Annotated in this window: 20 protein-coding genes and 1 tRNA gene; 2 read left to right on the top strand and 19 right to left on the bottom strand. The window is 62.4% G+C overall.

Annotated features, from left to right (window positions below; translation table 11 throughout):
* Both pdxA and rsmA read left to right on the top strand, forming a co-directional pair.
* Window positions 1-996 carry a 4-hydroxythreonine-4-phosphate dehydrogenase PdxA gene (pdxA, locus tag FXN63_RS21485; protein ID WP_148817398.1) on the top strand — a complete coding sequence of 332 codons (996 nt, stop codon included), beginning with the start codon at window positions 1-3 and terminating at the stop codon, window positions 994-996.
* Window positions 993-1,823: a 16S rRNA (adenine(1518)-N(6)/adenine(1519)-N(6))-dimethyltransferase RsmA gene (rsmA, locus tag FXN63_RS21480; protein ID WP_148817396.1), complete on the top strand. Its 831-nt coding sequence runs from the start codon at window positions 993-995 to the stop codon at window positions 1,821-1,823. Before pdxA ends, rsmA begins: the two co-directional genes overlap by 4 nt.
* A gap of 476 nt (window positions 1,824-2,299) precedes the next feature.
* Here the strand turns inward: rsmA and FXN63_RS21475 are convergent, their stop codons facing one another.
* From FXN63_RS21475 to FXN63_RS21390, 19 genes are all read right to left on the bottom strand, one after another.
* The gene (locus FXN63_RS21475; RefSeq protein ID WP_148817394.1) at window positions 2,300-3,529 is read right to left on the bottom strand and encodes a nucleoside recognition domain-containing protein; all 1,230 of its coding nucleotides are present in this window, start codon (window positions 3,527-3,529) and stop codon (window positions 2,300-2,302) included.
* Window positions 3,530-3,982: 453 nt separating this feature from the next.
* Window positions 3,983-4,393, bottom strand: coding sequence for a lactoylglutathione lyase (gene gloA / locus FXN63_RS21470; RefSeq protein ID WP_148817392.1), 411 nt, complete (start codon window positions 4,391-4,393; stop codon window positions 3,983-3,985).
* Between the two features lie 111 nt (window positions 4,394-4,504).
* Window positions 4,505-5,629 (bottom strand): M48 family metallopeptidase, encoded by a 1,125-nt coding sequence (locus tag FXN63_RS27140; protein WP_246164927.1) that lies wholly within the window; start codon window positions 5,627-5,629, stop codon window positions 4,505-4,507.
* Window positions 5,630-5,672: 43 nt separating this feature from the next.
* The gene (locus FXN63_RS21460; RefSeq protein WP_148817390.1) at window positions 5,673-6,509 is read right to left on the bottom strand and encodes a lysophospholipid acyltransferase family protein; all 837 of its coding nucleotides are present in this window, start codon (window positions 6,507-6,509) and stop codon (window positions 5,673-5,675) included.
* Entirely contained in the window at window positions 6,506-7,063 is a 558-nt protein-coding gene (gene gmhB / locus FXN63_RS21455) for a D-glycero-beta-D-manno-heptose 1,7-bisphosphate 7-phosphatase (protein WP_148817388.1), read from the bottom strand. Before gmhB ends, FXN63_RS21460 begins: the two co-directional genes overlap by 4 nt.
* Window positions 7,064-7,085: 22 nt before the next feature.
* On the bottom strand, window positions 7,086-9,230 hold the full coding sequence (gene glyS, locus FXN63_RS21450) for a glycine--tRNA ligase subunit beta (protein ID WP_148817386.1): 2,145 nt from the start codon (window positions 9,228-9,230) through the stop codon (window positions 7,086-7,088).
* Window positions 9,231-10,130, bottom strand: coding sequence for a glycine--tRNA ligase subunit alpha (glyQ, locus tag FXN63_RS21445; RefSeq protein ID WP_148817384.1), 900 nt, complete (start codon window positions 10,128-10,130; stop codon window positions 9,231-9,233).
* A 100-nt stretch (window positions 10,131-10,230) separates the two neighbouring features.
* Window positions 10,231-11,859, bottom strand: a complete 1,629-nt coding sequence (gene lnt, locus FXN63_RS21440; protein ID WP_148817382.1) for an apolipoprotein N-acyltransferase — start codon at window positions 11,857-11,859, stop codon at window positions 10,231-10,233.
* Between the two features lie 42 nt (window positions 11,860-11,901).
* Window positions 11,902-12,786, bottom strand: coding sequence for a CorC family transporter (locus FXN63_RS21435; protein WP_148817380.1), 885 nt, complete (start codon window positions 12,784-12,786; stop codon window positions 11,902-11,904).
* Between the two features lie 28 nt (window positions 12,787-12,814).
* Window positions 12,815-13,318 (bottom strand): rRNA maturation RNase YbeY, encoded by a 504-nt coding sequence (ybeY, locus tag FXN63_RS21430; RefSeq protein WP_246165264.1) that lies wholly within the window; start codon window positions 13,316-13,318, stop codon window positions 12,815-12,817.
* Between the two features lie 112 nt (window positions 13,319-13,430).
* Window positions 13,431-14,420 (bottom strand): PhoH family protein, encoded by a 990-nt coding sequence (locus tag FXN63_RS21425; RefSeq protein ID WP_148817377.1) that lies wholly within the window; start codon window positions 14,418-14,420, stop codon window positions 13,431-13,433.
* A complete protein-coding gene (miaB, locus tag FXN63_RS21420) occupies window positions 14,417-15,868 on the bottom strand; it encodes a tRNA (N6-isopentenyl adenosine(37)-C2)-methylthiotransferase MiaB (RefSeq protein WP_148817375.1) in 1,452 nt (483 codons plus the stop codon). The genes FXN63_RS21425 and miaB overlap by 4 nt, the downstream gene beginning before the upstream one ends.
* Window positions 15,869-15,951: 83 nt before the next feature.
* Entirely contained in the window at window positions 15,952-17,886 is a 1,935-nt protein-coding gene (locus FXN63_RS21415) for a diguanylate cyclase (protein WP_187394977.1), read from the bottom strand.
* Window positions 17,887-18,445: 559 nt separating this feature from the next.
* On the bottom strand, window positions 18,446-18,583 hold the full coding sequence (locus FXN63_RS26795) for a hypothetical protein (RefSeq protein WP_187394976.1): 138 nt from the start codon (window positions 18,581-18,583) through the stop codon (window positions 18,446-18,448).
* A gap of 94 nt (window positions 18,584-18,677) precedes the next feature.
* Window positions 18,678-18,754, bottom strand: a tRNA-Met gene (locus tag FXN63_RS21410).
* A 282-nt stretch (window positions 18,755-19,036) separates the two neighbouring features.
* Entirely contained in the window at window positions 19,037-20,509 is a 1,473-nt protein-coding gene (adeC, locus tag FXN63_RS21405) for an AdeC/AdeK/OprM family multidrug efflux complex outer membrane factor (RefSeq protein WP_148817370.1), read from the bottom strand.
* A 1-nt stretch (window position 20,510) separates the two neighbouring features.
* Window positions 20,511-23,666: an efflux RND transporter permease subunit gene (locus FXN63_RS21400; RefSeq protein WP_148817367.1), complete on the bottom strand. Its 3,156-nt coding sequence runs from the start codon at window positions 23,664-23,666 to the stop codon at window positions 20,511-20,513.
* Window positions 23,667-23,678: 12 nt separating this feature from the next.
* Complete coding sequence (locus tag FXN63_RS21395) at window positions 23,679-24,899, bottom strand: efflux RND transporter periplasmic adaptor subunit (RefSeq protein WP_148817364.1); 1,221 nt, start codon at window positions 24,897-24,899, stop codon at window positions 23,679-23,681.
* A 265-nt stretch (window positions 24,900-25,164) separates the two neighbouring features.
* Window positions 25,165-26,838: an MFS transporter gene (locus FXN63_RS21390; protein ID WP_148817361.1), complete on the bottom strand. Its 1,674-nt coding sequence runs from the start codon at window positions 26,836-26,838 to the stop codon at window positions 25,165-25,167.
* Window positions 26,839-26,892: the final 54 nt, after the last annotated feature.

Raw genomic sequence — 26,892 nt, 5'->3', positions numbered from 1 at the left:
ATGCGTCTGGTGCTGACGACCGGCGAACCGGCTGGCGTCGGTCCCGAACTTGCCGTGGCGGCTGCCCGGTGGTTTGCGGATTGGCGGGCAGGGCGGGTTGCGGCACCTGACGGCATGCGCGTGCCTGCGGGCACCGATCTGCGGCTCAGCCTGATCGGCGATGCAGAATTGCTGCGCAGTCGTGGCGGCGAATTCGCCGGTCTGGCGGGTGTCGATGTGGAACCGGTGTCCTTGCGGATGCCGGCACCGGCCGGACAATTGGTGCTTGCCAACAGCGACTATGTGATCGAAACGCTGGACCGCGCGATTGCGCTGGTCGACGCTGGTGCGGCAGACGCCATCGTCACCGCACCGGTGCACAAGGGCATCATCAACCAGGCTGGCCTGAGCTTCTCGGGCCATACCGAATATCTGCAAGAACGTGCCGGCGTGCCGCGTGTGGTGATGATGCTGGTGGGCGGCGGCCTGCGGGTCGCACTGGTCACCACCCATTTGCCGCTGCGCGCCGTGCCCGATGCCATCACCGGTCCATTGCTGGCCGAGATCATTCACATTCTGGATGCCGACCTGCGCAAGCGTTTCGGCATTGCCCGCCCGTCGATTGCCGTGTGCGGGCTGAACCCGCATGCAGGTGAGGGCGGTTATCTTGGGCGTGAAGAGATCGAGGTGATCGAGCCGGCGCTGGCCGCATTGCGCGCTGAAGGCATCGCCTTGCACGGACCTTTCCCCGCCGACACTTTGTTCGTACCGTCCATTGTGGCTCCGTACGATGCGGTGCTGGCGATGTACCACGACCAGGGGCTGCCCGTGCTGAAGCACGCAAGCTTTGGCCTGGGCGTCAATATCACGCTTGGGCTGCCCTACGTCCGCACGTCGGTTGACCATGGCACCGCGTTGGACCTGGCCGGCACCGGCCGTGCCGATGTCGGCAGCCTGCTGCAAGCCATTTCCACGGCGGTCGCGATGGTCGACCCGTCTTTGTCGAGTCAGTCATGAAACATCAGGCGCGCAAGCGCTTCGGCCAGCATTTCCTGGTCGATCAAAGCATCACCGACGGCATTGTCCGCGCGGTCAATCCGCGTCGCACCGATCTGGTGATCGAAATCGGTCCCGGCCTGTCGGCGCTGACCCTTCCCTTGCTGGAAAAACTCGATCATCTGCGGGTGATCGAGATCGACCGCGACTTGGCTGCACGTCTGCGCAGGCAGCATACCCCGGAGCGTCTGAGCATTACCGAGGCCGATGTGCTGCAGGTGGATTTCACCGAGTTCGGTCCGCGTCAGCGCATTGTCGGCAATCTGCCGTACAACATTTCCAGCCCCCTGCTGTTCCATCTGCGTGCGGTGGCCGATCTGGTCTATGACCAGCATTTCATGTTGCAGCGTGAGGTGATCGATCGCATGGTGGCGCAGCCCGGCGACAGTGATTACGGTCGTCTGTCGGTGATGTTGCAGGCGCGGTATGACATTGAAAAGCTGTTCGATGTGCCGCCGGAGTGTTTCGATCCGCCGCCGCGTGTGGTGTCGGCGATTGTGCGCATGATTCCGCTGGGTGCGGAGCGGTTGAAGCCGAAGAGTGAGCTGGCGTTCGAGCAGGTGGTGGCGCGGGCCTTCGGGCAGCGCCGGAAGATGCTGCGGCGGGTGTTGGCGGATTGGGCACCGGATGTGCCGTGGGAAGCCTTGGGCATTGCGGATACATCGCGGGCTGAGGCTTTGAGCGTGGCGCAGTTCATTGGGCTGGCGGATGCGTTGTATGCGGCGGGGCGAGTGGGGAGCGGGACGATCATGGAGCCGGTTGCTGACTCGGATGCTTCGGACGATTGAGTTTGGTTTTGTAGTTGTGTTGGCGTTCTTTAGTCAGTCGCGGGTGGTGGGGCCGTAGCGTCTGCCCCGCTTGACCTTGGCGTCGGGTCTCCGCCCTCCACCTTGTCCAGAAGGGCAGCCGCCACGGCCCCACCACCCACGCCTTCAAGATTTCTTGGTTAAAAACGTATGCCGCCTTTGGGCGGCGTTTGTTTTTCTGGCTGCTTGGTGCTGGACGCGGTTCTCGGCATTCGTTGGCCGCCATCCTTTACTCGCCACGCGGTTGGCCTCGGGGATTGGCTGGCCAGGTCGCTACGAAGCGGCTCAGCGGCTCACGTTTCGTGCCGTATATCAGCGGCCTTTTACGGCAGTGCCACTCAACGCAGTTGCTTGTCTGCTTGGGGGTGGGGTGGCACCGAAGCGGGTGGCCGCACGTAAGCGGCTTGCGGAGAGGGGCTGGGATTCGCGTTGGGCGTTAGTCCTTAGCCCTTAGCCATTTAGCCGAAGAACCAGTAGCAGACGGCGATTGAGGCTGCTACGCCTGCGAAGTCGGCCAGCAATGCGCAGCCGACGGCATGGCGTGCGCGCTGAATGCCGACGGCTCCGAAGTAGACGGCGAGGACGTAGAAGGTGGTTTCGGTGCTGCCTTGGACGGTTGCTGATACCAGGGCGGGGAAGCTGTCGACGCCGAAGTTCTGCATGGTTTCGATCATCAGCGCGCGGGCTGCGCTGCCGGAGAATGGCTTTACCAATGCTGTTGGCAATGCGTCGACGAAACGGCCGTCCAGACCGACGGCAGCAACCAGCCAGCGGATGGCGTCCAGCAGCATGTCGAGTGCGCCAGATGCACGCAGTACGCCTACGGCGCACAGCATTGCCACCAAGTAGGGCAGCAGGTCGCGCGCGATGTTGAAGCCTTCGCGTGCGCCTTCTACGAAGCTGTCGTAGACCGGGATTTTGCGCCAGGCGCCTACGATCAGGAAGGTCAGGATCAAGCCGAACAAGGTCAGGTTGCCCATCAATGAAGACACGCTGGCGATGGCGGCTGCCGACAGTCCGGCCAGGGTGGCCATGCCCACTCCCAACACCAGGGCGGTGCCGCCCAGCCACAGCAAGACCAATGGGTCCCACAGGCGCAGCCGCTGCATGAAGGCGACGCTCAGCAGGCCGACCAGGGTGGATGCGCTGGTGGCCAGCAGGATGGGCAGGAAGACCAGGGTGGGGTCGGCTGCGCCTTGTTGGGCGCGGAACATGAAGATGGTGATGGGCAGCAGCGTTAGCGACGACGCGTTCAACACCAGGAACAGGATCTGTGCGTTGGTGGCGGTGCCGGGGCGCGGGTTCAGGGTTTCCAGTTCGCGCATGGCGCGCAGGCCGATGGGCGTGGCGGCGTTGTCCAGGCCCAGGCCGTTGGCGGCGAAGTTCAGGGTGATCAGGCCGATGGCGGGGTGGCCGGCGGGCACTTCCGGCATCAGGCGGCGGAACAGGGGGCCGAGCAGGCGGGCCAGCAGGTCGATCATGCCGGCCTTTTCGGCAATGCGCAGAAAGCCCAGCCACAAGGTCATGGTGCCGAACAGCAGCACCATCAGTTCGACCGACAGCTTGGCCATGGTGAACAGGCTCTGGACCAGTTCGGAGAACACCATCGGGTCGCCGCCGATCAGCCAGCGCCCCGCAGCAGCCAGGGCGGACACCAGGAAAAAACCCAGCCAGAGGTAATTCAACATGCAGTACAACCCGCGCGACGTGAGCGTTGACGACCACCCGGGTTGTACGCGACACGTGGGTGCCTGCGCATTGCTCAAGGTGGGAAGAGCGTGTCCGATTCGGTGCCTGCGCCGCTTGGCGCGAGGCGCGCTGCAGCCTTCGAAGACCGCCATCAGGCAGGCGGTCGTTCGTCCGGCCGGCTCGGCAAACAGGGGAAGACCTTAACAGACTGGCAGGCTTTTTTTGCGCGACACGCTCGCCGTCTGGTGTGAGGCGGTTACGCGCTGTGGTCGGACGCTGAGCGGCGTTGGTTGGCAACCGGCGCCAGTGTGCCCGGTGATCTTCTGGCCCTATCGAGCGTTTGATGTTGCCGCCAGGGCAGGTGATTCTTCCTTGGCGGATCAGGACGATTATTTTGGTGATCGAGAGATAGACACCACCACGCACTGCGCGTCGATGCCCCTTTCCCCCGATCAGGCCGATTGCGGGCCGTCGCCGCCAGACTTCTTCTGGATGAACTCGATCTTGTAGCCGTCCGGGTCTTCGATGAAGGCGATCACGGTGGTGCCGTGTTTCATCGGGCCGGCTTCGCGTACGACCTTGCCGCCTTGCGCGCGCACCTTGTCACAGGCGGCATACGCGTCGTCGACTTCCAGGGCGATGTGGCCGTAGCCTTCGCCCAGGTCGTAGCTGGTGGTGTCCCAGTTGTGGGTCAGTTCGATTACTGCACCGGTGGATTCGTCTTCGTAGCCGACGAAGGCCAGCGTGAAGCGGCCCGATTCGTAGTCCTTCTGGCGCAGCAGGCGCATGCCGAGTACTTCAGTGTAGAAGGCCAGGGATTTTTTCAGGTCGCCCACGCGCAGCATGGTGTGGAGAAGTCGCATTGGATTACCTCGGAAAATGCGTTGAAGAAAACGCGTATGTGGGTGGGGTCAGCGCGCTGACCTTGAATGCATGACGCCAGATGAATACGGCCAACCGCGTTGCAAGCACGCCTATTTGAACTTGGGCAGCGAGGCCGGATCGTGTTGGCGCAGCACATCGCGCGCCGGCTCGAACCCAGGCAGCAGCAGGCTGACCTGGGCCCAGAATTTCGGACTGTGGTTCATTTCGCGCAGGTGCGCCAGTTCGTGGGCGATCACGTAGTCGATCACGTCGACACCGAAGTGCATCAAGCGCCAGCTGAGCATGATGTTGCCGGTGCTGGTGCACGAGCCCCAGCGTGAACTGGCCGATGACAATCGCCACTTGGCAATTTTCAGGCCGGTGCGCGCAAGGAAAGCGTTGAGTCGTGTACCGATCAGCCGGCGCGCCTGGCCTTGCAGCCACACTTGCACGGTGTCGCGCACGCGGATGCTGGATGCGTCGGCGGGCAGGCCCAGCCACAGGGTTGCACCGTCTTCCGGGGCATCCGGGTTGCCGTCCAGCACCGTGCCGTGCTGCATGGACAGGCGCAGCACCAGGCGTTTGCCCAGGTAGGGGAATTCGCCGCCGTCTTCCCAGCGGGTGCCGCCCAGCGCAATCTTGTCGCGGCGTTCGCGCCAGACTTGCAGCTTGGACAGAATCCACGCGGATTTCTCAGTAACGGCGGCGTCGATGTCGCCCAATGTGACCCAGCGCGGCGCGGTTACGCGCAGACCTTCGTCCCCGATCATGAATCCGATGCTGCGGCGTTTGGATCGCAGCAAGACAAACCCGATCATCTCGGTGCCGACCCTGACCACGCGCCAGCGTGCGCCCGGCGACAAGGTGGGTGGCACGTCGATCTGGCCACCAGCGGCGTCGACCTTGGGCAGTCGGGGTTGAATGCTTTTGGGCAGCGGGCCGGCGACGCGCCCGGGCACCCAGCCGGGTATCGGCAGGGCGGGGCGGATCGGGGGGATGCTGCCGGGTCTGCCAGCGGGATTTCCTGCTGTGGCAAATCCGGCGAACGCCGGGGTGCGTTCGGTGGCAAGCGGCGGCAGCACGGGTGTGCTGGGTGCCGCAAACAGGTCAGCGGCGTTGCTCACGTCCAGCGCAACACCTGTTGTCACCACGAGTGATGTCAGGGAACCGCCGGCGTCCGACGCCTGTTGCGTGGCAAGATCACCCTCGCCAAAACTGAATTCGAGTTGCGGCACCGACCCAGCTGATTGCCGGTCGGCGGGCCGCGGTCGCGCAAGCTCAGGCGCTGGGCGTGTCGCCATGCTGGGCCGATTTGTCGGCAGTGGTGGCTGCAGCACTGTCTGCTTTACTGTCGCCGTTACCGTCGGCATTACGGTCGACATTGCGGTCGACATTGCGATAGACCTTGGGGCTGATCACCCGCATTTCGCCTTCGATCCAGTCCTGGATCTGGCGATTGAGCACCTCGGGTGCCATGCCGGTCGGGTCGATCGGCGGGCCGATGGACACGGTGATCAGGCCGGGCTTTTTCAGGAAGGACTGGCGCGGCCAGCGTTCACCGGCGTTGTGCGCAATCGGCACGGCCATCGCACCGGTGCGAATCGCAAAACGCGCGCCGCCGCTCTTGTACTTGCCGGCCTTGCCGACAGGAGTACGGGTGCCTTCAGGGAACATGATCATCCAGCGGCCTTGCGCCAGCTGTTCCTTGCCCTTTTCCACCGTCTGCTCGAATGCATCGGTGCCGCGTGAACGGTCGATCGGGATCATGCGCAGCAGCGCCAGGCCCCAGCCGAAGAAAGGCACCCAGTGCAATTCACGCTTGTAGACAAAGCAGATTTCGCGCGGCAGGAACGCGGCCAGGAACATGGTTTCCCAGGCCGATTGGTGCTTGGGCAGAATCACGGCAGGTGCGTCGGGCAGGTTTTCCCAGCCCTTCACTTCCCAGCGGATGCCGGCAATGACACGTGCGCCATAGACGGCCAGGCGAGGCCAGGCGACCGTCAGTTGGTAGCGCCACTTGAGCGGCAGGGGGGCAGCCAGTACGCAGAGAATGGCGAACACCGCCACGGTGACCCCCATGAAAATCGCGTACAGCGTCGAGCGTATCCAGATCATCCCTGCTGTGCCTTGTTGGAAGGGGGTATCAATTCGTCGGCCACGGCCGACAGGTCGGCGCATACCCGGGTGCCCTCGGGCAGATCGCCCGCAGCCAGGGTTTTTGCGCCGTTGCCGGTCAGCACCAGCCAGGTCTTGCAGCCCGCAGCGCGTGCCGCGATCAGGTCACGCGCCGAGTCGCCTACGGCATGCACTTGGGTCAGGTCGATGTCGAAACGTCGGCCGATATCCAGGAACATGCCGGGCAAGGGCTTGCGGCAATCGCATTGCTCATCGGGGGCGTGGGGGCAGATGAAAATGCCTTCCACGTTGCCACCGGCCCGTGTCAGCTCTGCGCGGAACTTGGTGTGAATCGCGTTCAGCGCAGAGGTGTCGAACAGGCAGCGCCCCAGGCCCGATTGGTTCGTCGCCACCACCACCCGCCAGCCTGCCCGATTGAGTCGGGCAATGGCTTCCAGCGCGCCGGGCAGCGCAATCCATTCGTCCGGCTTCTTCACGAAGTCCGGGCTGTCCTGGTTGATGACACCGTCGCGGTCGAGGATGAGGAATTTCATCGGGCGGGGTAGATGCGCGTAATCAGGCAAGGCGAGACAAGTCGGCGACGCGGTTCATGGTGCGGTGCAGTGCTGCCAGCAGTGCCAGGCGATTGCGTCGGACTTCCAGGTCGTCGGCCATCACCATCACGTGGGCAAAGAAATTGTCGACCGATTCTTTGAGGACAGCCAACTTTTCCAAAGCCTCAGTGAACTTTCTTTCCTCGTATAGAAGCTCTGCGTCTGTTTGAACGAATTTCATCATCGTGGCGAGTTCGCTCGCAGCGCTATCACCAAGCCCAAGGGGATCTAGCGTAGCGCCCTTGTCTTCGTCCTCCGCCTTTTTCAGGATGTTGCCGATACGCTTGTTGGCCGCAGCCAGGCTGGCGGCTTCGGGCAGCGCGCTGAAGGCGATCACGGCGCGGACGCGTTCGATCACTTGCGCCAGCGGCGGCGACACGGCCAGCACGGCTTCGACCGCATTGCGCTCGTAGCTGTTGGCCAGCTGGTTGCGATAACGATCCAGCACGAACTGTTCGACGGCTTGCAGGTGTTCGGCGTTGACGACCTCACCACGTGCAGCGTTCAACACCTCGCCAGCCTTGGCGAACAGCGTGGCCAAGCTCAGGCCGCTGCCTTCGCCCAGACGACCACCGGCCGCCAGTTGTTCAAAGGCGCTGATGGTGCCGAGTGCGGCGCGGCGCAGGCCGAACGGGTCTTTGTCACCAGTGGGCTGCAGGCCGATGGCCCAGATGCCCACCAGGGTGTCGGCGCGTTCGGCCAGGAACAATGCGGTAGCCGTGGCGTTCTCGGCGGTAACCGGCTCGTCCAGGCGAATGCGGTACTGGCCGTGAATGGCGGCCACCACATCGGCGGGTTCGTCGTTGCCGGCCGCGTAGTACGCGCCCATCACGCCTTGCAGTTCGGGGAATTCACCGACCATGCCGGTGACCAGATCGGCCTTGGCCAGCAGGGCTGCGCGGTCGGCGTGGTCGGGGTTGCTGCCGATCTGTTCCGCCACCCAACGGGACAGCAGGCGCAGGCGTTCGACACGCTCGCGCTGGGTGCCCAGCTTGTTGTGATAAACGATGTTGGTCAGCTGGTCCACACGGTTGGCCAGCGGCTGCTTCTTGTCGGTTTCGAAGAAGAAGCGCGCATCGGCCAGACGCGGACGCACCACGCGCTGATTGCCTTCGACGATGTTCGTCGGGTCTTCCAGGTGCATGTTGCTGACGATCAGGAAGCGGTGCGTGAGCTTCTTGCCATCGGCGTCGAACAGCGGGAAATACTTCTGATTCAGACGCATGGTCAGAATCAGGCATTCCTGCGGTACCGACAGGAATTCTTCGTCGAACTGGCCGACGTAAACGGTGGGTCGTTCGACCAGTGCCGTGACTTCGTCCAGCAGCGGGCCGACATCGGCTTCGTCGCCCAACGAGGCACTCAGTTCAGCTGCCTTCGAACGCAGCTGGCCTTCGATGATGGCGCGACGTTCGTCGAAACCGGCAATCACATTGCCCTGGCCGGACAAGGTGGTTTCGTACGCACCGGCGTCAGCAATGCTGAGTTCGCCGCCGCCCTGGAAACGATGGCCGAAGGTCGTGCGGCCAGCCGTCAGGCCCAGCGCGCCAACCGGCACCACCGTGTCACCGAACAAGGCAACCAGGCCATGCGCCGGGCGCACGAAACGAACGGTGGTTTCACCGTCGTCCAACTGGTAACCCATGACCTTCGGGATCGGCAGGCTGGTCAGCGCGGTGTCCAGCGCGGCTTGCAGGCCGGTTTGCAGGTTGGCACCGGCAGCAATGCCGCGATACACCAGCTGTTCGGCCTTGCCTTCGCCTTCGCGGGCAAGCTCGGCAACGGTGACGTGTTCGAGGCCCTTGGCCGCCAGCTTCTTCAGCAAGGACGGCGCGGCCTGGCCATCGGCCGTCAGGCCGACGCTGACCGGCATCAGCTTTTCGATGAAAGGCGCATCCGGTGCCTGGTCGCGCACCGCGCTCAGGCGAACGCCCAGGCGACGGGGTGACGCAAACGCAGTCACGGTATTGTCTTCGCCGATCAGGCCGCGTTGTGCAAGGCCGGCAGCAATGCTGTCGGCAAACGCCTGGCCCAGCTGGCGCAGCACTTTCGGCGGCAGCTCTTCGGTGAACAGTTCAATCAGCAGGGGGTGAACGGTCTGCGTCATTTATGCAGACTCCTTGCGGTCGAGCATGGGGAATCCCAGACGTTCGCGCGAGTCGTAATAGGCTTGCGCCACCGCTCGCGACAGGTTTCGGATACGGCCGATATAGGCGGCGCGCTCGGTCACGCTGATCGCGCCGCGCGCATCCAGCAGGTTGAAGGTGTGTGCAGCCTTGAGCACCTGTTCATACGCGGGCAGCGCCAGCGGCACTTCAAGCAGCGCCTTGGCGCGCGTCTCATAGTCGGTGAAGTGGCGGAACAGCGTGTCGGCGTCCGAGTGCTCGAAGTTGTAGGTCGATTGCTCGACTTCGTTCTGATGGTAGACGTCGCCGTAGGTGATGCGACGGCCGCCCGCGCCTTCGGTCCAGACCAGGTCGTAGACGCTTTCCACGCCTTGCAGATACATGGCCAGACGTTCGATACCGTAGGTGATCTCGCCGGTGGTGGGCTTGCAGTCGATGCCGCCGACCTGCTGGAAGTAGGTGAACTGCGTCACTTCCATGCCGTTCAGCCACACTTCCCAGCCCAGGCCCCAGGCACCCAGCGTGGGATTTTCCCAGTCGTCTTCGACAAAGCGAATGTCGTGTTCTGCCGGGTCGATGCCCAGCGCCTTCAGCGAGCCGATGTACAGGTCGAGAATGTCGGACGGTGCGGGCTTCAACACCACCTGATATTGGTAGTAGTGCTGCAGGCGGTTGGGATTTTCACCGTAACGGCCGTCATTGGGGCGACGCGAGGGCTGCACGTAGGCCGCGCGCCAGGGCTCGGGTCCGAGCGCCCGCAGGAAGGTCGCGGTGTGCGAGGTTCCTGCGCCCACTTCCATGTCGATGGGCTGCAGCAGCGCGCAGCCCTGCTGGGCCCAGTATTCCTGAAGACGGAGAATGATTTGTTGGAAGGTGAGCATCGTCGCTATCGTGAAGGTGTGCGCCGGGACAGGCGGGCTATCCGGCCAGCCGTCCGATTGTCGCGACACAAGTCGCGGCCGGACAGCAAAAGCGTGGATTTTACCCGCCTGCGGCGTGACGCGTGTGATCAGCGCGCCGCGCGCGCAATCGAAGGGTGGCAAGCCCGGCCAGTCCGGCAAAGATCAGCAGCAGGATGGGCAGGTTGCCGGTGCGTGCATACGGGGTCAGGCCGGTGGTGCCCTGAACCAGAATATCGAGCCGGCCGATGGTGAACGGCTTCAGTGCGTCGATCACCTGGCCGTCGTGGCCGATTGCCGCCGTCATGCCGGTATTGGTTGAACGCAGCATCGGCCGTCCGGTTTCGCGGACACGCATGCGCGACATCTGCAGATGCTGGGCCAGCGCGAAGGAATCACCAAACCACGCCAGGTTGCTGACGTTGGCGAACATGGTTGCGCCCGGGCTGCCGTCGGCACCAGGGTGCAGGGCCGGCAGCAATTCTTCACCGAACACGTCTTCGTAGCAGATGTTCATGGCCACATGCTGGTCGCGCACGGCAAACGGTGCCTGGCGGATGCCGCCCCGGTCAAAGTCGCCCAGCGGCATGACCATGGCATCGACAAACCAGCGGAAGCCGAAGGGAATGAATTCACCGAAGGGCACCAGGTGGCGCTTGTCGTAACGCTGCGCCGGTCGGCCAGACATCAGCGTTTCGGGCGGCGTATCGGGACGCACGCCAACCACGCTGTTGTAGTATCGGTCGCGTTGGCCAGGGCCGCCCGGGTCGTGAATGGCCACGCCCAGCGCCAGGGTTGCCTTGGCAACGGCGGCGGCATCGGTCCACTCGCGCCATGCCGCGACGCTTAGCTGATTCTGGAATACCGAAATGGTGGTTTCCGGCAGCACTACCAAAGCAGGTGCCGGCACCTTGTCTGCAGGCGGAGAAAGCGTCAGGCCCAGATGCCGGTCCATCAAGTCCCAGGTTTTGCTCGGGTCGAACTTCTCGGACAAGGGCGCATTGCCTTGCACCAGTCGCACTGGCAAAGGTTCGCCAATGGGCGTGACCCAGGCGGGCAGACTCAAGCCCCAACCCAGCGCCAACACGGCCAACAGTGTCAGGCCCGCCTTCAATACGGATGCCCGCCAGACCCAGGCCGCACCCAGCAACGCACCGGCCCAGGCGGCCGCAAAGGCCACGCCGTAGGCACCGGCTACCGGTGCCCAGCCATGCAGCGGCCCATCGACGTGGGCGTAAGCAATGTTCAGCCAGGGGAAACCGGTGAACACAGTGGCGCGCAGCCATTCGCCTGCCGCCCATGCCAGCCCGAGCGCCAATGCGGCAAGCAAGGGCCTTGCTGTGTCAGACGCACCGCTTAACCAGCGTGCAAGCGCAGCCGCCAGCGCCGGATAAAGCGACAGATAGACCGACAGCAGGAACACGCCGCCTGCCGCCAGCGGCGCGGCCATCATGCCGAAGTCGTGCAGGCTTATGTAAAGCCAGGAAATGCCGGCCAGGAAGTTGCCCATGCCGAACAGCCCGCCCACCAGTGCAGCACGGCGTACCGACGTGGCGCGCCAGACCAGCACGGCAAAACCGGCAAAAGCCAGCAACTGAAGCACAGGCAGCAAGAGGCCCGGAACCGGCCCAGGCGCGAAGCTCAGCGCATGGGCGACCCCTGCCAGCACCGCCAGCAGGGCAGGGCGATACGCGCGCAGTCGGGCAGTCAACGTGAAAGACTCACCGCACTAAGCCTGCCGTGAACACTGCCATCACTGAACACTGCGCGTGTCGTTGGCCTCGGCCAACTGTGTGACACGCAGCCACAAGGCACGGCGTGCATCGGCACGAATGACTTCGATGCGCACCCGTTCCAGCTCGACACGGTCGCCCCGGCGCGGAATCCGCCCCAGGTCGCCAGCCAGCCAGCCACCCACGGTTTCATAGTCGTCGTCGGACAATTCGGTGCCGAACGCTTCGTTGAAACGGCGAATGCCAGCCGTGGCCATCACGCGCCAGCGGTCTTTGCCGTCGGGCAGGATGGGCTGTTCCAGATTCGGATTGTCGTACTCGTCCTCGATCTCACCGACGATCTGTTCCAGCACGTCTTCGATGGTGATCAGGCCGGCGGTGCCGCCGTGCTCGTCCACCACGATGGCGATGTGGTTGCGGTTGCTGCGGAATTCGCGCAACAGCACATTCAGACGCTTGGATTCGGGGATGAATACGGCTGGGCGCAGCAGCGTGCGCAATTCCAGGTCGCGGTCGACCACGCAGCGCAGCAAGTCCTTGGCCAGCAAAATGCCAACCACGTTGTCGCGGCTTTCGTCGTAGACCGGGAAACGCGAGTGCGCGGTGGCGATCACGCCAGGCAGCAACTCGTCGAGCGAGCGGGACACTTCCAGCATGTCCATGCGCGAGCGCGGGATCATGATGTCACCGGCTGCCAGCTCGGACACCGCGAGCACCCCTTCGATCATCGACAGGGCTTCGGCATCCAGCAGATCGCGACCATAAGCGCCTTCCAGCACGGCCTTCAGGTCTTCGCGATCTTCAGGCTCGCGGTGGATGAGCGCGGACAAGCGCTCGAAAAAACTCTTGGGCGAAGATTTTTGCACGCGCGGGGCGTGCGACGGACTCGGGGAGGATTCTGACATCGTCCGGGGGGACTGAGTAAAGGAGGGCTCAGGATACCTGATACGGGTCGGGTATTGCCATGCGCGCGAGGATCTCGATTTCCAGGGCTTCCATCTCGGCCTCTTGTTCTGGGTCCAGATGATCGTAGCCCAGGGCATGTAACGTGGCGTGGATCACCAGATGGGCGGCGTGATTCAGGAAGGGCTTTTTCTGCTCTTTGGCTTCACGCACCAAAACGGGGACACAGATGACAATGTCACCGTGGACTGTCCCGGCCGGGTCTGCCCCGTACTCGAAGGTGAGTACGTTGGTGGCATAGTCGCGTTCGCGGAAATCGCGGTTCAGGCGACGCCCCTCGGCTGCACCAACAAGGCGCAGCGTGAAACTTGCACCCGCCGGCCCTTCGAGCGCGGCCAGCGCCTGCGCCACCCAGCGACGCAGCCGCCAGCGCGGCAGGCGAACTTGCTCCGCAACGTTGTACTGAACCGACAGGCTCAGTACGGTCTCAGCGGGTTCGGGCGGTGCAGCGGGCGTGGTCTTGCGCGTTTTCACGGCAGATTTGCCAGCCGAGGCTGACTTGGTGGTGGATTTCACGGTGGTTTTGGTCGCGGTCTTGACTGCTGCGGCGTCGGTCTCAGCTTTCGCCGCAGTCTTGCTCGTGGTCTTAGTGGCTCGTGTCGCCATATTTTTCGTAGGCTTCGACAATACGTCCGACCAGCGGGTGGCGAACCACATCGGCGCTGGTGAACTGGGTGAATGCCAAACCCTGCACGGATTCCAGCACACGGGTCGCATCCACCAGACCGCTGCGCTGATTGCGCGGCAGATCGACCTGGGACGGGTCGCCGGTGATGACGGCACGGCTGCCAAAACCGATACGGGTCAGGAACATCTTCATCTGTTCGGGCGTGGTGTTCTGCGCTTCGTCCAGGATGATGAAGGAGTGATTCAGCGTGCGCCCGCGCATGTAGGCAAGCGGCGCGATCTCGATGGTCTGCTTCTCGAACAGGCGTTGAACCCGCTCGAAACCCAGCAGGTCGTACAGCGCGTCGTACAGGGGGCGCAGATACGGGTCGACCTTCTGCGACAGGTCACCGGGCAGGAAACCCAGGCGTTCGCCTGCTTCCACCGCCGGGCGCGTCAGCACCAGTCGCTTGACGGTTTCCCGCTCCAACGCGTCCACCGCGCAGGCCACCGCCAGGTAGGTCTTGCCGGTACCGGCAGGTCCCAAGCCAAAAGTGATGTCGTGCGACAGGATGTTGCGCAGGTATTCGCGCTGACGCGGCGTGCGGCCATGCAGGCCGTTGCGCCGGGTGCGCAGCACGATTTCCTCGAAGCCGCCTTCGCCCGGCACGGCGGGCAGGGCGCGTACTTCGCCCTGGGCTGCGCCGAGTTCAACCAGGCCCAATTGCACATCATCGATCGACAGCGGTTGCACGCCTGCGCGCTGATGCAGGAAGCCGACGGCTGCTGCCGCCTCGTCTGCCCGTTCACCGTCCAGGCTGATACGCGCACCACGGCGCGACAAGACAACGTTGTAGGCGGCTGCGATCTGGCGAAGGTTCTCGTCCAGCGGACCGCAAAGATTGGACAGGACGGCGTTGTCCTCTTCCAGGGTGATGACCGTAGGTGCCGTGCGGCGTGAAGTGCTCATACGTGAGGGGTATCTCCGTGCTGGCTGGTGTGCGTCGGAACGTAAGGCGCGGCAAGCACGCCTTCGCGGGTGGCAACCTGACCACGCAAAGTATTGGTCAGCGCGGTGTCTATATAGACATCGACCATCTGACCGATAAGGCGTGACGGAGCGGGGAAGTTCACGATCCGGTTGTTGCCGGTGCGACCCATCATTTCATTCGGGTCTTTGCGTGAAGGCCCTTCCACCAGCACACGCTGGGTCGTGCCGACCATGGCTTCGCCAATCGCGGCGGCTTGTTCATTGATCAGCAATTGCAGCCGACGCAGGCGCTGCAACTTGACGATTTCCGGCGTGTCGTCCACCAGGTCAGCAGCAGGCGTGCCCGGACGGCGCGAATACACGAACGAGAACGCGGTATCGAAGCCGACATCTTCAATCAGCTTGATGGTCTTTTCGTATTCGGCTTCGGTCTCGCCCGGGAAGCCCACGATGAAGTCCGACGAGAACGTGATGTCGGGGCGCGCTGCGCGCAGGCGGCGCACGATGGACTTGAATTCCAGCGAGGTGTAGCCACGCTTCATGGCCATCAGCACGCGGTCGCTGCCGGCTTGCACCGGCAAGTGCAGGAAAGGCACCAGTTTTTCAAGCCGCCCATGCGCTTCGATCAGGCGTGCCGTCATTTCCTTCGGGTGCGAGGTCGTATAACGAATGCGTTCGATGCCGGGAATTTCATGCACGTAATCCAGCAGCATGGCAAAGTCGGCGATCTCGCCTGAATCACCCATCGGGCCGCGATACGCATTGACGTTCTGGCCCAGCAAGGTAACTTCGCGCACGCCCTGATCGGCCAGATCGGCGATTTCGACCAGCACGTCGTCGAACGGGCGCGACACTTCTTCGCCGCGCGTGTACGGCACCACACAGAAGCTGCAGTACTTGCTACAGCCTTCCATGATCGACACGAATGCGGTCACGCCTTCGATGCGGGCGGGCGGCAGGTGATCGAATTTCTCGACTTCGGGAAAGCTGATGTCCACTTGCGCGCGGCCGGAGTCGCGGCGCTTGGCGATCATGGCCGGCAGGCGGTGCAGGGTCTGCGGGCCGAACACCACATCCACATAGGGCGCGCGCGACACGATGGCCGCGCCTTCCTGGCTGGCGACACAGCCGCCGATGCCGATCACCAGGTTCGGATTCTTGCGTTTCAGATGTTTGACGCGGCCAAGGTCCGAGAACATTTTGTCTTCGGCCTTTTCCCGCACCGAACAGGTGTTGAACAAGATGACGTCGGCATCTTCGGGGTTGTCGGTGAGTTCGATCGGCTGGTCGGCGTTGAGCACGTCGGCCATCTTGTCCGAGTCGTACTCGTTCATCTGACAGCCGAAGGTACGGATGTACAGTTTGCGCGACGGCGCAGCGTCAGCGGAGGGCGTGCTGGTGGGGGTATCGGTGCTGATGTCAAGCATGGCGGTGCCGGAACGGGGATTAGCCCGGGGGCAGGGGGAAGCGAATCGAGGGTCGATTATACGGAAAAGCCCTGTTGCACCTGTCAGTGCGCCGAGGGCTCGGGGCTGTCGTCGATGTCGAGCTTATTCGGGCGTGCGGGGGCCGAGGCTGCCAGTGCAGGGTCGGCCGGGCACCAGGATGAGCCGCCTGCACGCTTGGCCGCGTACATGGCCTGATCCGCATTTTCGAGAATCGTGCGTGCGTCGCTGCCGTGGTCGGGATAGATCGCCACACCAATGCTGACCTCGACGGCCAAGTCCAAGCCAACCAGTTCGACCGGCAAGCCGATGCGTGAAATCAGCAGTTCGGCAACCCGGCCCGCAACGTCCAGGCTGCGCACATTTTCCAGAATGACGACGAATTCGTCGCCGCCGAAACGTACCACCAGGTCGGATGCCCGCACGGCATCGAGCATGCGCGGCGCAAGCTCGCGCAGCATCTGGTCACCAACCGCGTGGCCGTGTTGATCGTTGATGGCCTTGAAGCCGTCCAGGTCCAGCCAGAGCAACGCAAAACCGGAACCGCGCTGGGCGGCTCGCACCAGGGCGGCGCTCAGTCGTTCCTGCAATACCAGGCGGTTAGGCAACTGGGTCAGGGCGTCGTAATAGGCCTGGTGGGCAAGCTCGGCGCGGGCGCGTTCCAGTGCCTTGTTGGCAACGCCCAGCGCCCGGGTACGCTCGGTCACGCGCTGTTCCAGCACGCGTTCGGACACCCGCATCGACAAGACCAGGTCTTCCTTGGCCTGCAAGGCTTCGCGCTGCGCCACCTTTTTTTCCACATTGGCCACCGTGATGCGATCGGCCAGTGCAAAGGACAGCAGCAGCATTTCTATCGCCGAGCCGATCTGCATGCCCTGGGCCGTGACGATGTTGCTGGGAATCAGGCCGAAGTTGCGCAAGGACAGCAGCACCACCCCGCTCAGCAGCATCAAAAACGCCAGCAGGAACCACTTGGCTCCGGCCCTGCCGCGCCGCCAGCATACGCACGCGGCGACCACGGCAAAGACGGAGAACGCCGACCCGCTGGCCGAGGTGGTGATGGCAGCCGCCCGATAGGACACCAAAGGCATCAGTGCGCAGACGACGAACGCGACGGTGATCAAGATCAGCATGCGATCCATCAGGGGCGTGTGCTTTCTGGTGGCCAGAAACATGCGCGTGAAGATGGCACCGAAGGCCCCGGTTGCCGCGGTGCCCGATGCAAACGCCGCATCACCCCAGGCGGGCCAGTCGGGCCACAGATATTGGTTGGCAAGCCCGTTCAAGGACGCCTGACCCACTGCCATGCACGCCGCAAAGGCAACGTAGGCCAGGTACACCGGGTCGCGCAGCGGGAAAAACAGCAGCAGGTTGTAGAGGCCCAGCGCAAGCAAGATGCCGTAGTACAGAAACAGCACGGCATAGCTGGTGCGCGAGTGCGCGGCGAATATCTCGTCTTGCCACAGCAGCAGCGGAACGGTCAGCGAGCCTTGCGACGCGACCCGCACATATATGGTGGTAGGCGTATCGGTGGGCAGGTTCAGCGGGAAGACAAAATGGCGATGATCGATCGGTCGCTGCGCATAGGGCAGGCGGTCACCCGTCGCAAAGTACTGTTTGCCGTCGCTCATGGGTGCGTACACCGTGACGGAGTCCAGCGTAGGGTACGAGATTTCCAATCGCCACCGGGCGTCCGGTGCGCCAGGTTGCACGGTGAAACGCAGCCAGTAAGTGCTGAGGCTGTAGCCGAAATTGATGTCCCCCTGGCTGCTCGCGGGCAAGCGCCAGGCCGACGGCGCGGTGCCACGCACATCGGCAAGCGTCATGGAACCGGTGCGGTCTTCCAGGTATTCCGTATGGCGCGCGGCATCGATGGACCCATCGACGGCCGTTGAAAGCAGCAGCGTTGCCAGGGCATGGCGATTGTCGGCGGGCTGGGTGGAATCAGTCTTGATTCCTGTGTTGGTCTGCTGCGCCCAACTGGGCATGGAGGCCAGCACGCTCAGCAGCGCGAGCAGCCACCCGCATGCGAGCAGGCGCGTGCGAAAGGATTCCAGGCGGTGTGCGGGATATACGCCAGAGAGGGGCCTGAAACCGCTCCCGGCTATGCCCAGTATGCGAAGCAACATGCCAAAAAATTGAGCACGGGTTGGCACCGGGAAAAACGGTGATACCTGTTGTCTGAACAGGGGCTAGCTTGACAGCAAGAACGTGAAGACATGCACTTGAAAACACAGTCAGCAAACACGGCAGAGGCAACACCGTGGCTACATGCACCAACGCGCGCCATGCGACTGTCTTGCTTGTATCGCTATCGGCGCTGCTCGGAAAGCCAGTTTTTCGCCGTCGATGTTTTTTTGTGAAATGTCTTGTCAGTGTCTTGCTGTTGTACAGACTGTCCGGCCAAATTTCTGATATTGGCGGCTCTTATATATATGCCGTCAGGCATGTGCGATCGGACGTGCAGTGGCTGAAAATTCGGTGGCTGAAATGCGGTGGCTGAAAATGCAGCGGTCAAAGGCGCGACGGTCGGAGGTGTGGCGACCGGAAGTCAGGCGATCAGACAACCTGGCGCGACGGGCTGGTAAAACCACGTAGGTAGTTGCCATGATGCTTGCGCAAGCCCGAGTGTTGCCCAGGTTTGCGGATGGTGCGGGTATGAAGGTCTTGACTGCCTTCTTCAGTGATCGTGCTCATCGATCTGCTGAATTTTCCAACAGCTGTGGAATGCCCAGCCTGGAAAAAACAAAGCCCTGGTCCGCAAAGCGGATCAGGGCAGTGTCTTTAATATTGGTGGCGCATCAGGGACTCGAACCCCGGACCTGCGGATTATGATTCCGTCGCTCTAACCAACTGAGCTAATGCGCCGAGACAGAAACTATAGCAGATTTTTACGGTTGTGCAAGCAGGTGAACCGCGAAAATATCAAAAAGCAGATAAAAAAACGGCCCGGCATAGCCGGGCCGATATAGGGTCACACAACTACACGCTCAAAACTGCTCGCGGGGGGAGCGCGTAATCGGTGTCAAAGGAGAGGTTTCGGCATATACCGGCCGCATCGCGACCACCACATACCCAACCCTCGTCTGAGCTTTAAGTGTAGGCCGCAAGCTCTGACACCGACCTGAACAATCCCCATCCCGCTACATTTCAGCGGACAGGCGTTGCTGCTGCGCCGGTTGCAGCGGCTGCCGGCGTGTCACGACGCTCGGTCAAACCACCGCCCAATGCCTTGTACAAGGTCACCTGGCTGGTCAGCGCCGACAATTGCGTCGTGATGAAGCCCTGCTGTGCCGAGTACAGCGCGCGTTGCGAATCCAGCGACGTCAGGTAGCTGTCGATGCCACCGCGATAACGTGCCTCGGACAAGGTGTAGGTCCGTTGCGCGGCATCGGTCAAGGCCTGCTGGGCGTCCAGTTGCTCGCCAATGGTGCCGCGAACCGCCAAGGCGTCCGAGACTTCACGGAACGCCGACTGAATGGTCTGCTCGTACTGCGCGACATAGATGTCACGGCCAATGACCGCGCCGTCGTAATTCGCCTGAATCGCGCCACCGTCGAAGATCGGCAGGGTGATCTGCGGGGCGAACGACCAGGTACGCGAACCACCTTCGAACAAGCCCGACAGCGCCGTGCTGGCCAGGCCCACGCTGGAGGTCAGCGAAATGCTCGGGAAGAAGCGTGCACGGGCCGCGCCGATATTGGCGTTGGCACCACGCAGCAGGTGTTCGGCCTGCTGAATGTCGGGGCGATACTGCAGCAGATCGGACGGCAACCCGGCAGGCAGGTCGGCCAGCAGACGTGCGTCACGCAGCGTCTGGGTAGGCGTCGGCTCGGCCGGCAAGGCATTGCCCACCAACAGGCGCAGGGCGTTTTCGTCCTGCGCGATCTGGGCCGTGAAGCGAGCGGCATCGGCACGTGCGGTTTCCACCGAGGTGCGTGCCTGATTCACTTCCAGGTCGTTGGCCACGCCGTATTCGAACCGGCTTTGCGTGAGCTTGAAGGACTCACGCTGGCTGGCCAAGGTGTCTTGGGCCAGGCGCAGGCGTTGGCGATCTGCCAGCAAGGTCAGGTAGGCATTGGCAACTTCTGCCACCAGGCTGATCTGGCTGCTGCGACGGGCATCCTCGGTAGCCAGGAATTCTTCCAGCGCCTGTTCACGCAGATTGGCGACGCGACCGAAGAAATCCAGTTCGAAGGCACTGAAGCCCAGGCCGACAGCAACTTGCTGCGACACCCGCGCTTGACCCGTGGTGCTGAGCGCACCCGGCGTGCGCTGGCGCACACCGTCACCGGTGGCGTTGATGGTCGGCAGGCGGGCCGCCGACTGGATCTGATACAGCGCGCGGGCACGCTCGATATTCAAGGCAGCGACACGCAGGTCACGGTTGTTGGCAAGTGCCGACTCGATCAGGCTTTGCAGATACGGGTCGGCAAAAAACTCACGCCAGCCGATTTCGGCCACTGGCACGGAAGGGGTGGCACCGTTGGTTGCGGCGGAGTTGTAAGCCGGTCCGGTGGGCCAGGTGGAGCCGACCGGCGCTTCCGGTCGTTCGTAGCGCGGTGCCAGCGAGCACGCGCTCAAGGCCAGCACCAGCACCAGGGGCGCAAACGGTTTGATCATCTTAGACATCCTTGGTGCCTGCGGCGAGCGGGGCATCATGGTTCGGCCGATCTTTGGCCTTGGTAAAGGTGCGCAGAATCACCACGAAGAACAGCGGCACGAAGAAGATGGCCAATACCGTTGCGGCAATCATCCCGCCCATCACGCCGGTACCGATGGCGTTCTGGCTGCCCGAGCCCGCGCCGGTACTGATGGCCAGCGGCAACACGCCCAGAATGAACGCAAGCGAGGTCATCAGAATCGGACGCAGACGCATGCGGACGGCTTCCAGCGTGGCTTCCGTCAGGCCCTTGCCGTCTTCGTACAGGTCTTTGGCAAATTCCACGATCAGAATCGCGTTCTTCGCTGACAGACCGATGGTCGTCAACAGCCCCACCTGGAAGTACACGTCATTGGACAGCCCGCGTCCGGTCGCAGCCACCAGGGCCCCGAAGACCCCCAGCGGCACCACCAGCATCACCGAGAACGGAATCGACCAGCTTTCATACAGTGCGGCCAGGCACAGGAACACCACCAGCAGCGAAATACCGTAGAGCAGCGGTGCCTGCGAACCCGACAGACGTTCCTCGTAGGACAGACCCGTCCACTCGAAGCCGAAGCCCGGCGGCAGTTCTTTCATCAAGGCTTCCATCGCGTTCAGTGCCTGCCCGGAGCTTGCGCCCGGAGCAGGTGAGCCCTGGATCTGGATCGACGACACGCCGTTGTAACGCTCAAGCTTGGGCGAACCCGTGACCCAGCGTCCGGTGGCGAATGCCGAGAACGGCACCATCTCGTTCTGGTTGTTGCGCACGTACCAGCGGTCCAGATCGCTTGGCAGCATGCGGAACTTCGCGTCTGCCATCAGGTACACCTTCTTCACGCGACCCTTGTCGATGAAGTCATTGATGTACGCGCCGCCCCATGCCGTCGACAAGGTGGCGTTGATGTCGCTGACCGCGATGCCCAGCGCGCTGGATTTCTCGAAATCGACGTCAACCTGGTACTGCGGTGTGTCGTCCATGCCGTTCGGACGCACCTGACTCAGCACGCCCGGCTGCTGTGCCGCCAAGCCCAGCAACTGACCACGCGCCTGCATCAGTGCTTCGTGACCCAGACCGGCACGGTCTTGCAGCATGAAGTCGAAGCCGGTGGCGTTACCCAGTTCAATAATGGCTGGCGGCGGGAAGGCGAACACCGAGGCGTCGCGAATCTGCGAGAACGCACCCATTGCCCGGCCGACGATACCGCCTGCCTTGGACTCGGGCGTCTTGCGCTGGCTCCAGTCTTTCAGGCTCACGAAGCCGATCGCCATGTTCTGGCCACGGCCGGCGAAGCTGAAGCCGGTTACCGTGAAGATCGAGTTGACGTTGTCTTTCTCGTTCTCCATATAGTGCTTTTCTACCTGCGACACCACGCCTTGCGTGCGTTCCATCGACGCATTGGCCGGCAGCTGAATCTGCGTGAACAGAATCCCCTGATCTTCATCAGGCAGGAAGGAACTGGGCAGCTTGGTGAACAGGAACACCATGCCACCGACCAGCACCAGATACATCACCAGGTAAGGGATGCCACGACGCAGAATGTGCGCGACCGAGGCTTCGTACTTGGCTGTGGCGCGGTCGAAATTGCGGTTGAACCAGCCGAAGAAGCCCTTTTTGGCACCGTGATGGCCCTTCGGAATCGGCTTGAGCATGGTTGCGCACAGCGCAGGCGTAAGCGTCAGTGCCACCACCACCGACAGTGCCATCGACGACACGATCGTGATCGAGAACTGGCGATAGATCGCGCCCACCGAGCCACCGAAGAAGGCCATCGGCACGAACACTGCAGACAGCACCAGCGCAATACCCACCAGTGCGCCGGTAATCTGGCCCATCGATTTACGCGTAGCTTCGGTTGGCGACAAGCCTTCTTCCGCCATCACCCGCTCGACGTTTTCCACCACCACGATGGCATCGTCCACCAATAGCCCGATGGCCAGCACCATGCCGAACATGGTCAGGGTATTGATGGAGAACCCGGCCGCCGCCAGCACCCCGAAGGTACCCAATAGCACCACGGGCACCGCAATCGTCGGGATCAATGTGGCGCGGAAGTTCTGCAGGAACAGGTACATCACCAGGAACACCAGCAGAATTGCTTCGGCCAGTGTCTGGATCACGCCTTCGATGGAAATCTTCACGAAGGGCGTGGTGTCATACGGATAACGGATTTCCATCCCGGTTGGGAAGAATTCGCTCAATTCCTTCAAGCGTGCCTTCACTGCCGACGCCGTGTTCAGCGCGTTGGCACCGGTTGCCAGGTTGATGGCAAAACCGGCTGCGGGCTGGCCGTTGAACTTGCTGTCGAAGCCGTAGTTTTCTGCACCGAGTTCAATGCGCGCGACGTCACGCAGGCGAACCTGCGAGCCGTCCTGATTCACACGCATGATCACGTTGCCGAATTGCTCGACGGTCTGCAGACGGCTCTGGGCGTTGATCGACGCGTTCAATTGCGTGCCCGGCACTGCCGGCGCGCCGCCCAATTGACCGACCGAGATCTGCGCGTTCTGCGAGGTAAGCGCAGTGCGCACGTCACCCGTGGTCAGCTTGTAGCTGTTGAGCTTTGTCGGATCGAGCCAGATCCGCATGGCGTACTGCGAACCGAACAGGGTGATGTCACCCACGCCCGGCACCCGGCTGATCGGGTCCTGCACGTTGGCGGCCACGTAGTCGGACAGGTCGTCACGACCTTGCGTGCCATTGGTCGACACGAAGGCGGCCACCATCAGGAAGCCCGCGCTGGCCTTGGACACCCGGATACCTTGTTGCTGCACTTCCTGCGGCAGCAAGGCGGTAGCAAGTTGCAGTTTGTTCTGCACCTGCACCTGGGCGATGTCAGGGTTGGTGCCCGCTTCGAAAGTCAGCGTGATCTGTACCGTACCCGACGAATCGCTGGTCGAGGCCATGTAGCGCAGGCCGTCGATACCGTTCATGCGTTGCTCGATCACCTGGGTGACCGTGTCTTCCAGGGTCTTGGCCGACGCACCCGGGTAGGTGGCGTTGATCTGGACCTTGGGCGGCGCGATCTGCGGGTATTGGGATACCGGCAGGGTGGTGATCGCCAGCACGCCCGCGAGCATGATGACGATGGCGATCACCCACGCAAAGATGGGCCGATCGATGAAAAATTTTGCCATGAACGCGATTCCTTATTTCGTCGGCGCGGGAGCCGGCGTGGCCGGGGCGGCCGCAGGCGCTGGCGTACCAGCAGCCGGGGCGGCAATCGCGGCAGGAACCGCTTCAACCGTGGCACCCGCCTTCACGCGTTGCACGCCTTCGACGATCACGCGGTCGCCAGCCTTCAGGCCAGACTGGATCACCCACTTGTCACCAACAGCCTGGCCGGCTTCGAGCTGGCGAATTTCGACCTTGTTCTCGGCGTTGACGACGAGTGCTGTCGGACGACCCTTCTGGTCACGCGTGACGCCTTGCTGCGGTACCAGCAGGGCGTTGTCATCGACCGCTTCGGTCAGGCGGGCGCGCACGAACATGCCCGGCAGCAATTCCTGCTTCGGATTCGGGAACACGGCACGCAGCGTCACGCCCGAGGTGGTCGGGTCGACCACGACGCTGGCGAATTGCAGCTCGCCTTCCTGGCCGTAGACGGTGCCGTCTTCCAGCACCAGCTTCACCCGCGCTTTGTCCTGGCCGGCACTTTGCAGCTTGCCAGTAGCCAGATCACGTCTCAGCTTCAACAATTGCGTGCTTGATTGAGAAAGATCAACGTAGATGGGATCAAGTTGATGGATAGTCGTCAACGCGTTGGTCTGGTTCGCCGTGACCAGCGCACCCTGGGTCACCGTCGACATGCCGATGCGACCGGAGATCGGTGCGGTCACGCGGGTGTAGGCCACATTGATGCGTGCCGATTCCACCGCTGCACGCGCCGAGGCTACATCGGCCTGGTTCTGCTTCAGCGTGGCGCTGGTGTCGTCAAATTCCTGCTTGCTGATGGCGTTGATTGCCACCAGTTCCTGGTAGCGCTTGGCGCGCGACGAGGTGGCGGCCACATTGGCTTCCGCCCGGGCCAGCGACGCACGCGCGCTTTCCAGCGAAGCTTGATAGACCTCGGGATTGATCTGATAGAGCTGTTGGCCGGCCTTGACGTCCGTGCCTTCAGTGAACAGGCGCTTTTGAATCACGCCGCCTACCTGCGGGCGCACTTCTGCCACCACAAAGGCGGAAGTCCGGCCAGGCAGTTCGTTGTTCAAGGCGTATTGCTGGGGTTGCAGCGTGACCACGCCCACTTTCACGGGGGCTGGCGGGGCAGCAGGCGCTTGCTCCGCCTTTTTGCCGCATGCGGCCAAAGTGGTCAGAGCAACCAGGCAGGCTGCCGTGGTCAGTCGCAGAGTGTGTCGGGGAACGAGCATCAAACGCCTCGGGAAAATAAACGGAATCGGTAATGGCCAATGACGATACGCCACCCTTTCTTGCTGAAGGATGACTGAGCCAGTGTAGGTATTGAATGGTGCAGTGCGGCAAAGGCGGCGTCAATATTGCTGCCATGGCAGGAGTTGAAATATACATCCATGAATGTATCTAAACAAGTGTAAAAAAACGGCCCCCAAGCGGGGGCCGTCGGGGGCCGTTCAATGTCCGCCGGGCTTGCCGACGGACGGTCTGGCGCAAGAAAGATCAGTCTTCGATGCGATTGTTCTTGGTTTCTCGTACGAAGAGCGTGCCGATCACCAAGGTCATGGCAGCGATCACGATCGGATACCACAGGCCACTATAGATATTGCCGGTGGCCGCGACGATGGCAAACGAGGTCGTGGGCAGGAACCCGCCGAACCAACCGTTACCAATGTGATACGGCAGACTCATTGAGGTGTAGCGGATACGCGTCGGGAACATTTCCACCAGCATCGCCGCAATCGGCCCGTACACCATCGTTACCAGCAAGACCAGGTAGGTCAGCAAAGCAACCGTGACCACGGGATTGATCTTCGCCGGGTCTGCCTTGGCCGGGTAGCCTGCGGCGCGAATGCCATCGGTCAGGTTCTTGCGCAGGTCTGCCGTGCGTGTCTTCAGCTCGTCTGCCGACAGGCCACGACCTTCAAAGGACGTGATGACCTTGTCGCCAATCTTGATCTGCGCCACGCTTCCCGGCGCAGCCGCCTGGTTGTCGTAGTTGACCGAATTGGCTGCCAGGAAGGATTTGGCAAGGTCGCAAGACGTGACGAACTGCGCGGTGCCGACCGGGTTGAACTGGAATGAGCAGGTCTTCGGGTCGGCCACCACCACTACCGGCGCATTGGCCTGGGCGGTTTCCAGTGCCGGATTGGCGTAGTGCGTAATCGCCTTGAACACCGGGAAGTAGGTCAGGATGGCCAGCAGGCAGCCCGCCAGAATGATCGGTTTGCGACCGATCTTGTCAGACAGAATCCCGAACACCACAAAGAACGGCGTACCCAGCAGCAGCGCGATGGCAATGTAGATATTGGCGGTGGTCGCCTCTACCTTCAGTGTCTGGGTCAGGAAGAACAGCGCGTAGAACTGTCCCGTGTACCAGACCACGGCTTGACCAGCGGTCAGGCCGAACAGTGCCAGCAGCACCAGCTTCAGATTGCCCCACTGACCGAAGGATTCCTTCAGCGGTGCCTTCGAGACCGTGCCTTCTTCCTTCATGCGCTTGAAGGCAGGCGATTCGCTCAGTTGCAGGCGGATCCAGACGGAAATGCCAAGCAGCACGATCGACACCAGGAACGGAATGCGCCATCCCCAGGCGATGAAGGCATCTTCACCCAGCCAGGTGCGAACGCCCAGGATCACCAGCAGGGACAGGAACAGTCCAAGCGTGGCGGTAGTCTGGATCCAGCTGGTGTAGAAACCGCGCTTGCCGTGCGGCGCGTGCTCGGCAACGTAGGTTGCTGCGCCACCGTACTCGCCACCGAGCGCCAGGCCCTGGACCAGCCGCAGCACGATCAGAATGATCGGGGCAGTGATACCAATCGAGGCGTAAGCCGGCAAGATACCCACCAGGAAGGTGGACACGCCCATCAGCAAGATGGTGATCAGGAAGGTGTGCTTGCGGCCAACCAGGTCACCCAGGCGACCGAATACCAGTGCACCGAAGGGTCGAACGGCAAAACCGGCCGCGAAGGCCATCAAGGCAAAGATGAATGCTGCAGTTTCATTCACGCCCGAGAAGAAATGGCGTGCAATGATCGCCGCGAGCGAACCGTATAGATAAAAGTCGTACCACTCGAAAACCGTGCCTAATGACGAAGCGAAAATCACTTTTCGCTCTTCCTTGGTCATCGGACGCGGCTGACCGCTTGCGTCCGCACGGGCGCTGATTGTGCTCATGACATCCATCTCCCTGGATTCGATTCCGCTTGATAGTGTTGGAATTGCGGAGCC

Source organism: Pigmentiphaga aceris (assembly GCF_008119665.1).
Taxonomy (GTDB): Bacteria; Pseudomonadota; Gammaproteobacteria; order Burkholderiales; family Burkholderiaceae_B; genus Pigmentiphaga; species Pigmentiphaga aceris.
The sequence above is the reverse complement of the archived record's forward strand: the minus strand, read 5'-3'. Positions and strand labels throughout refer to the sequence as shown.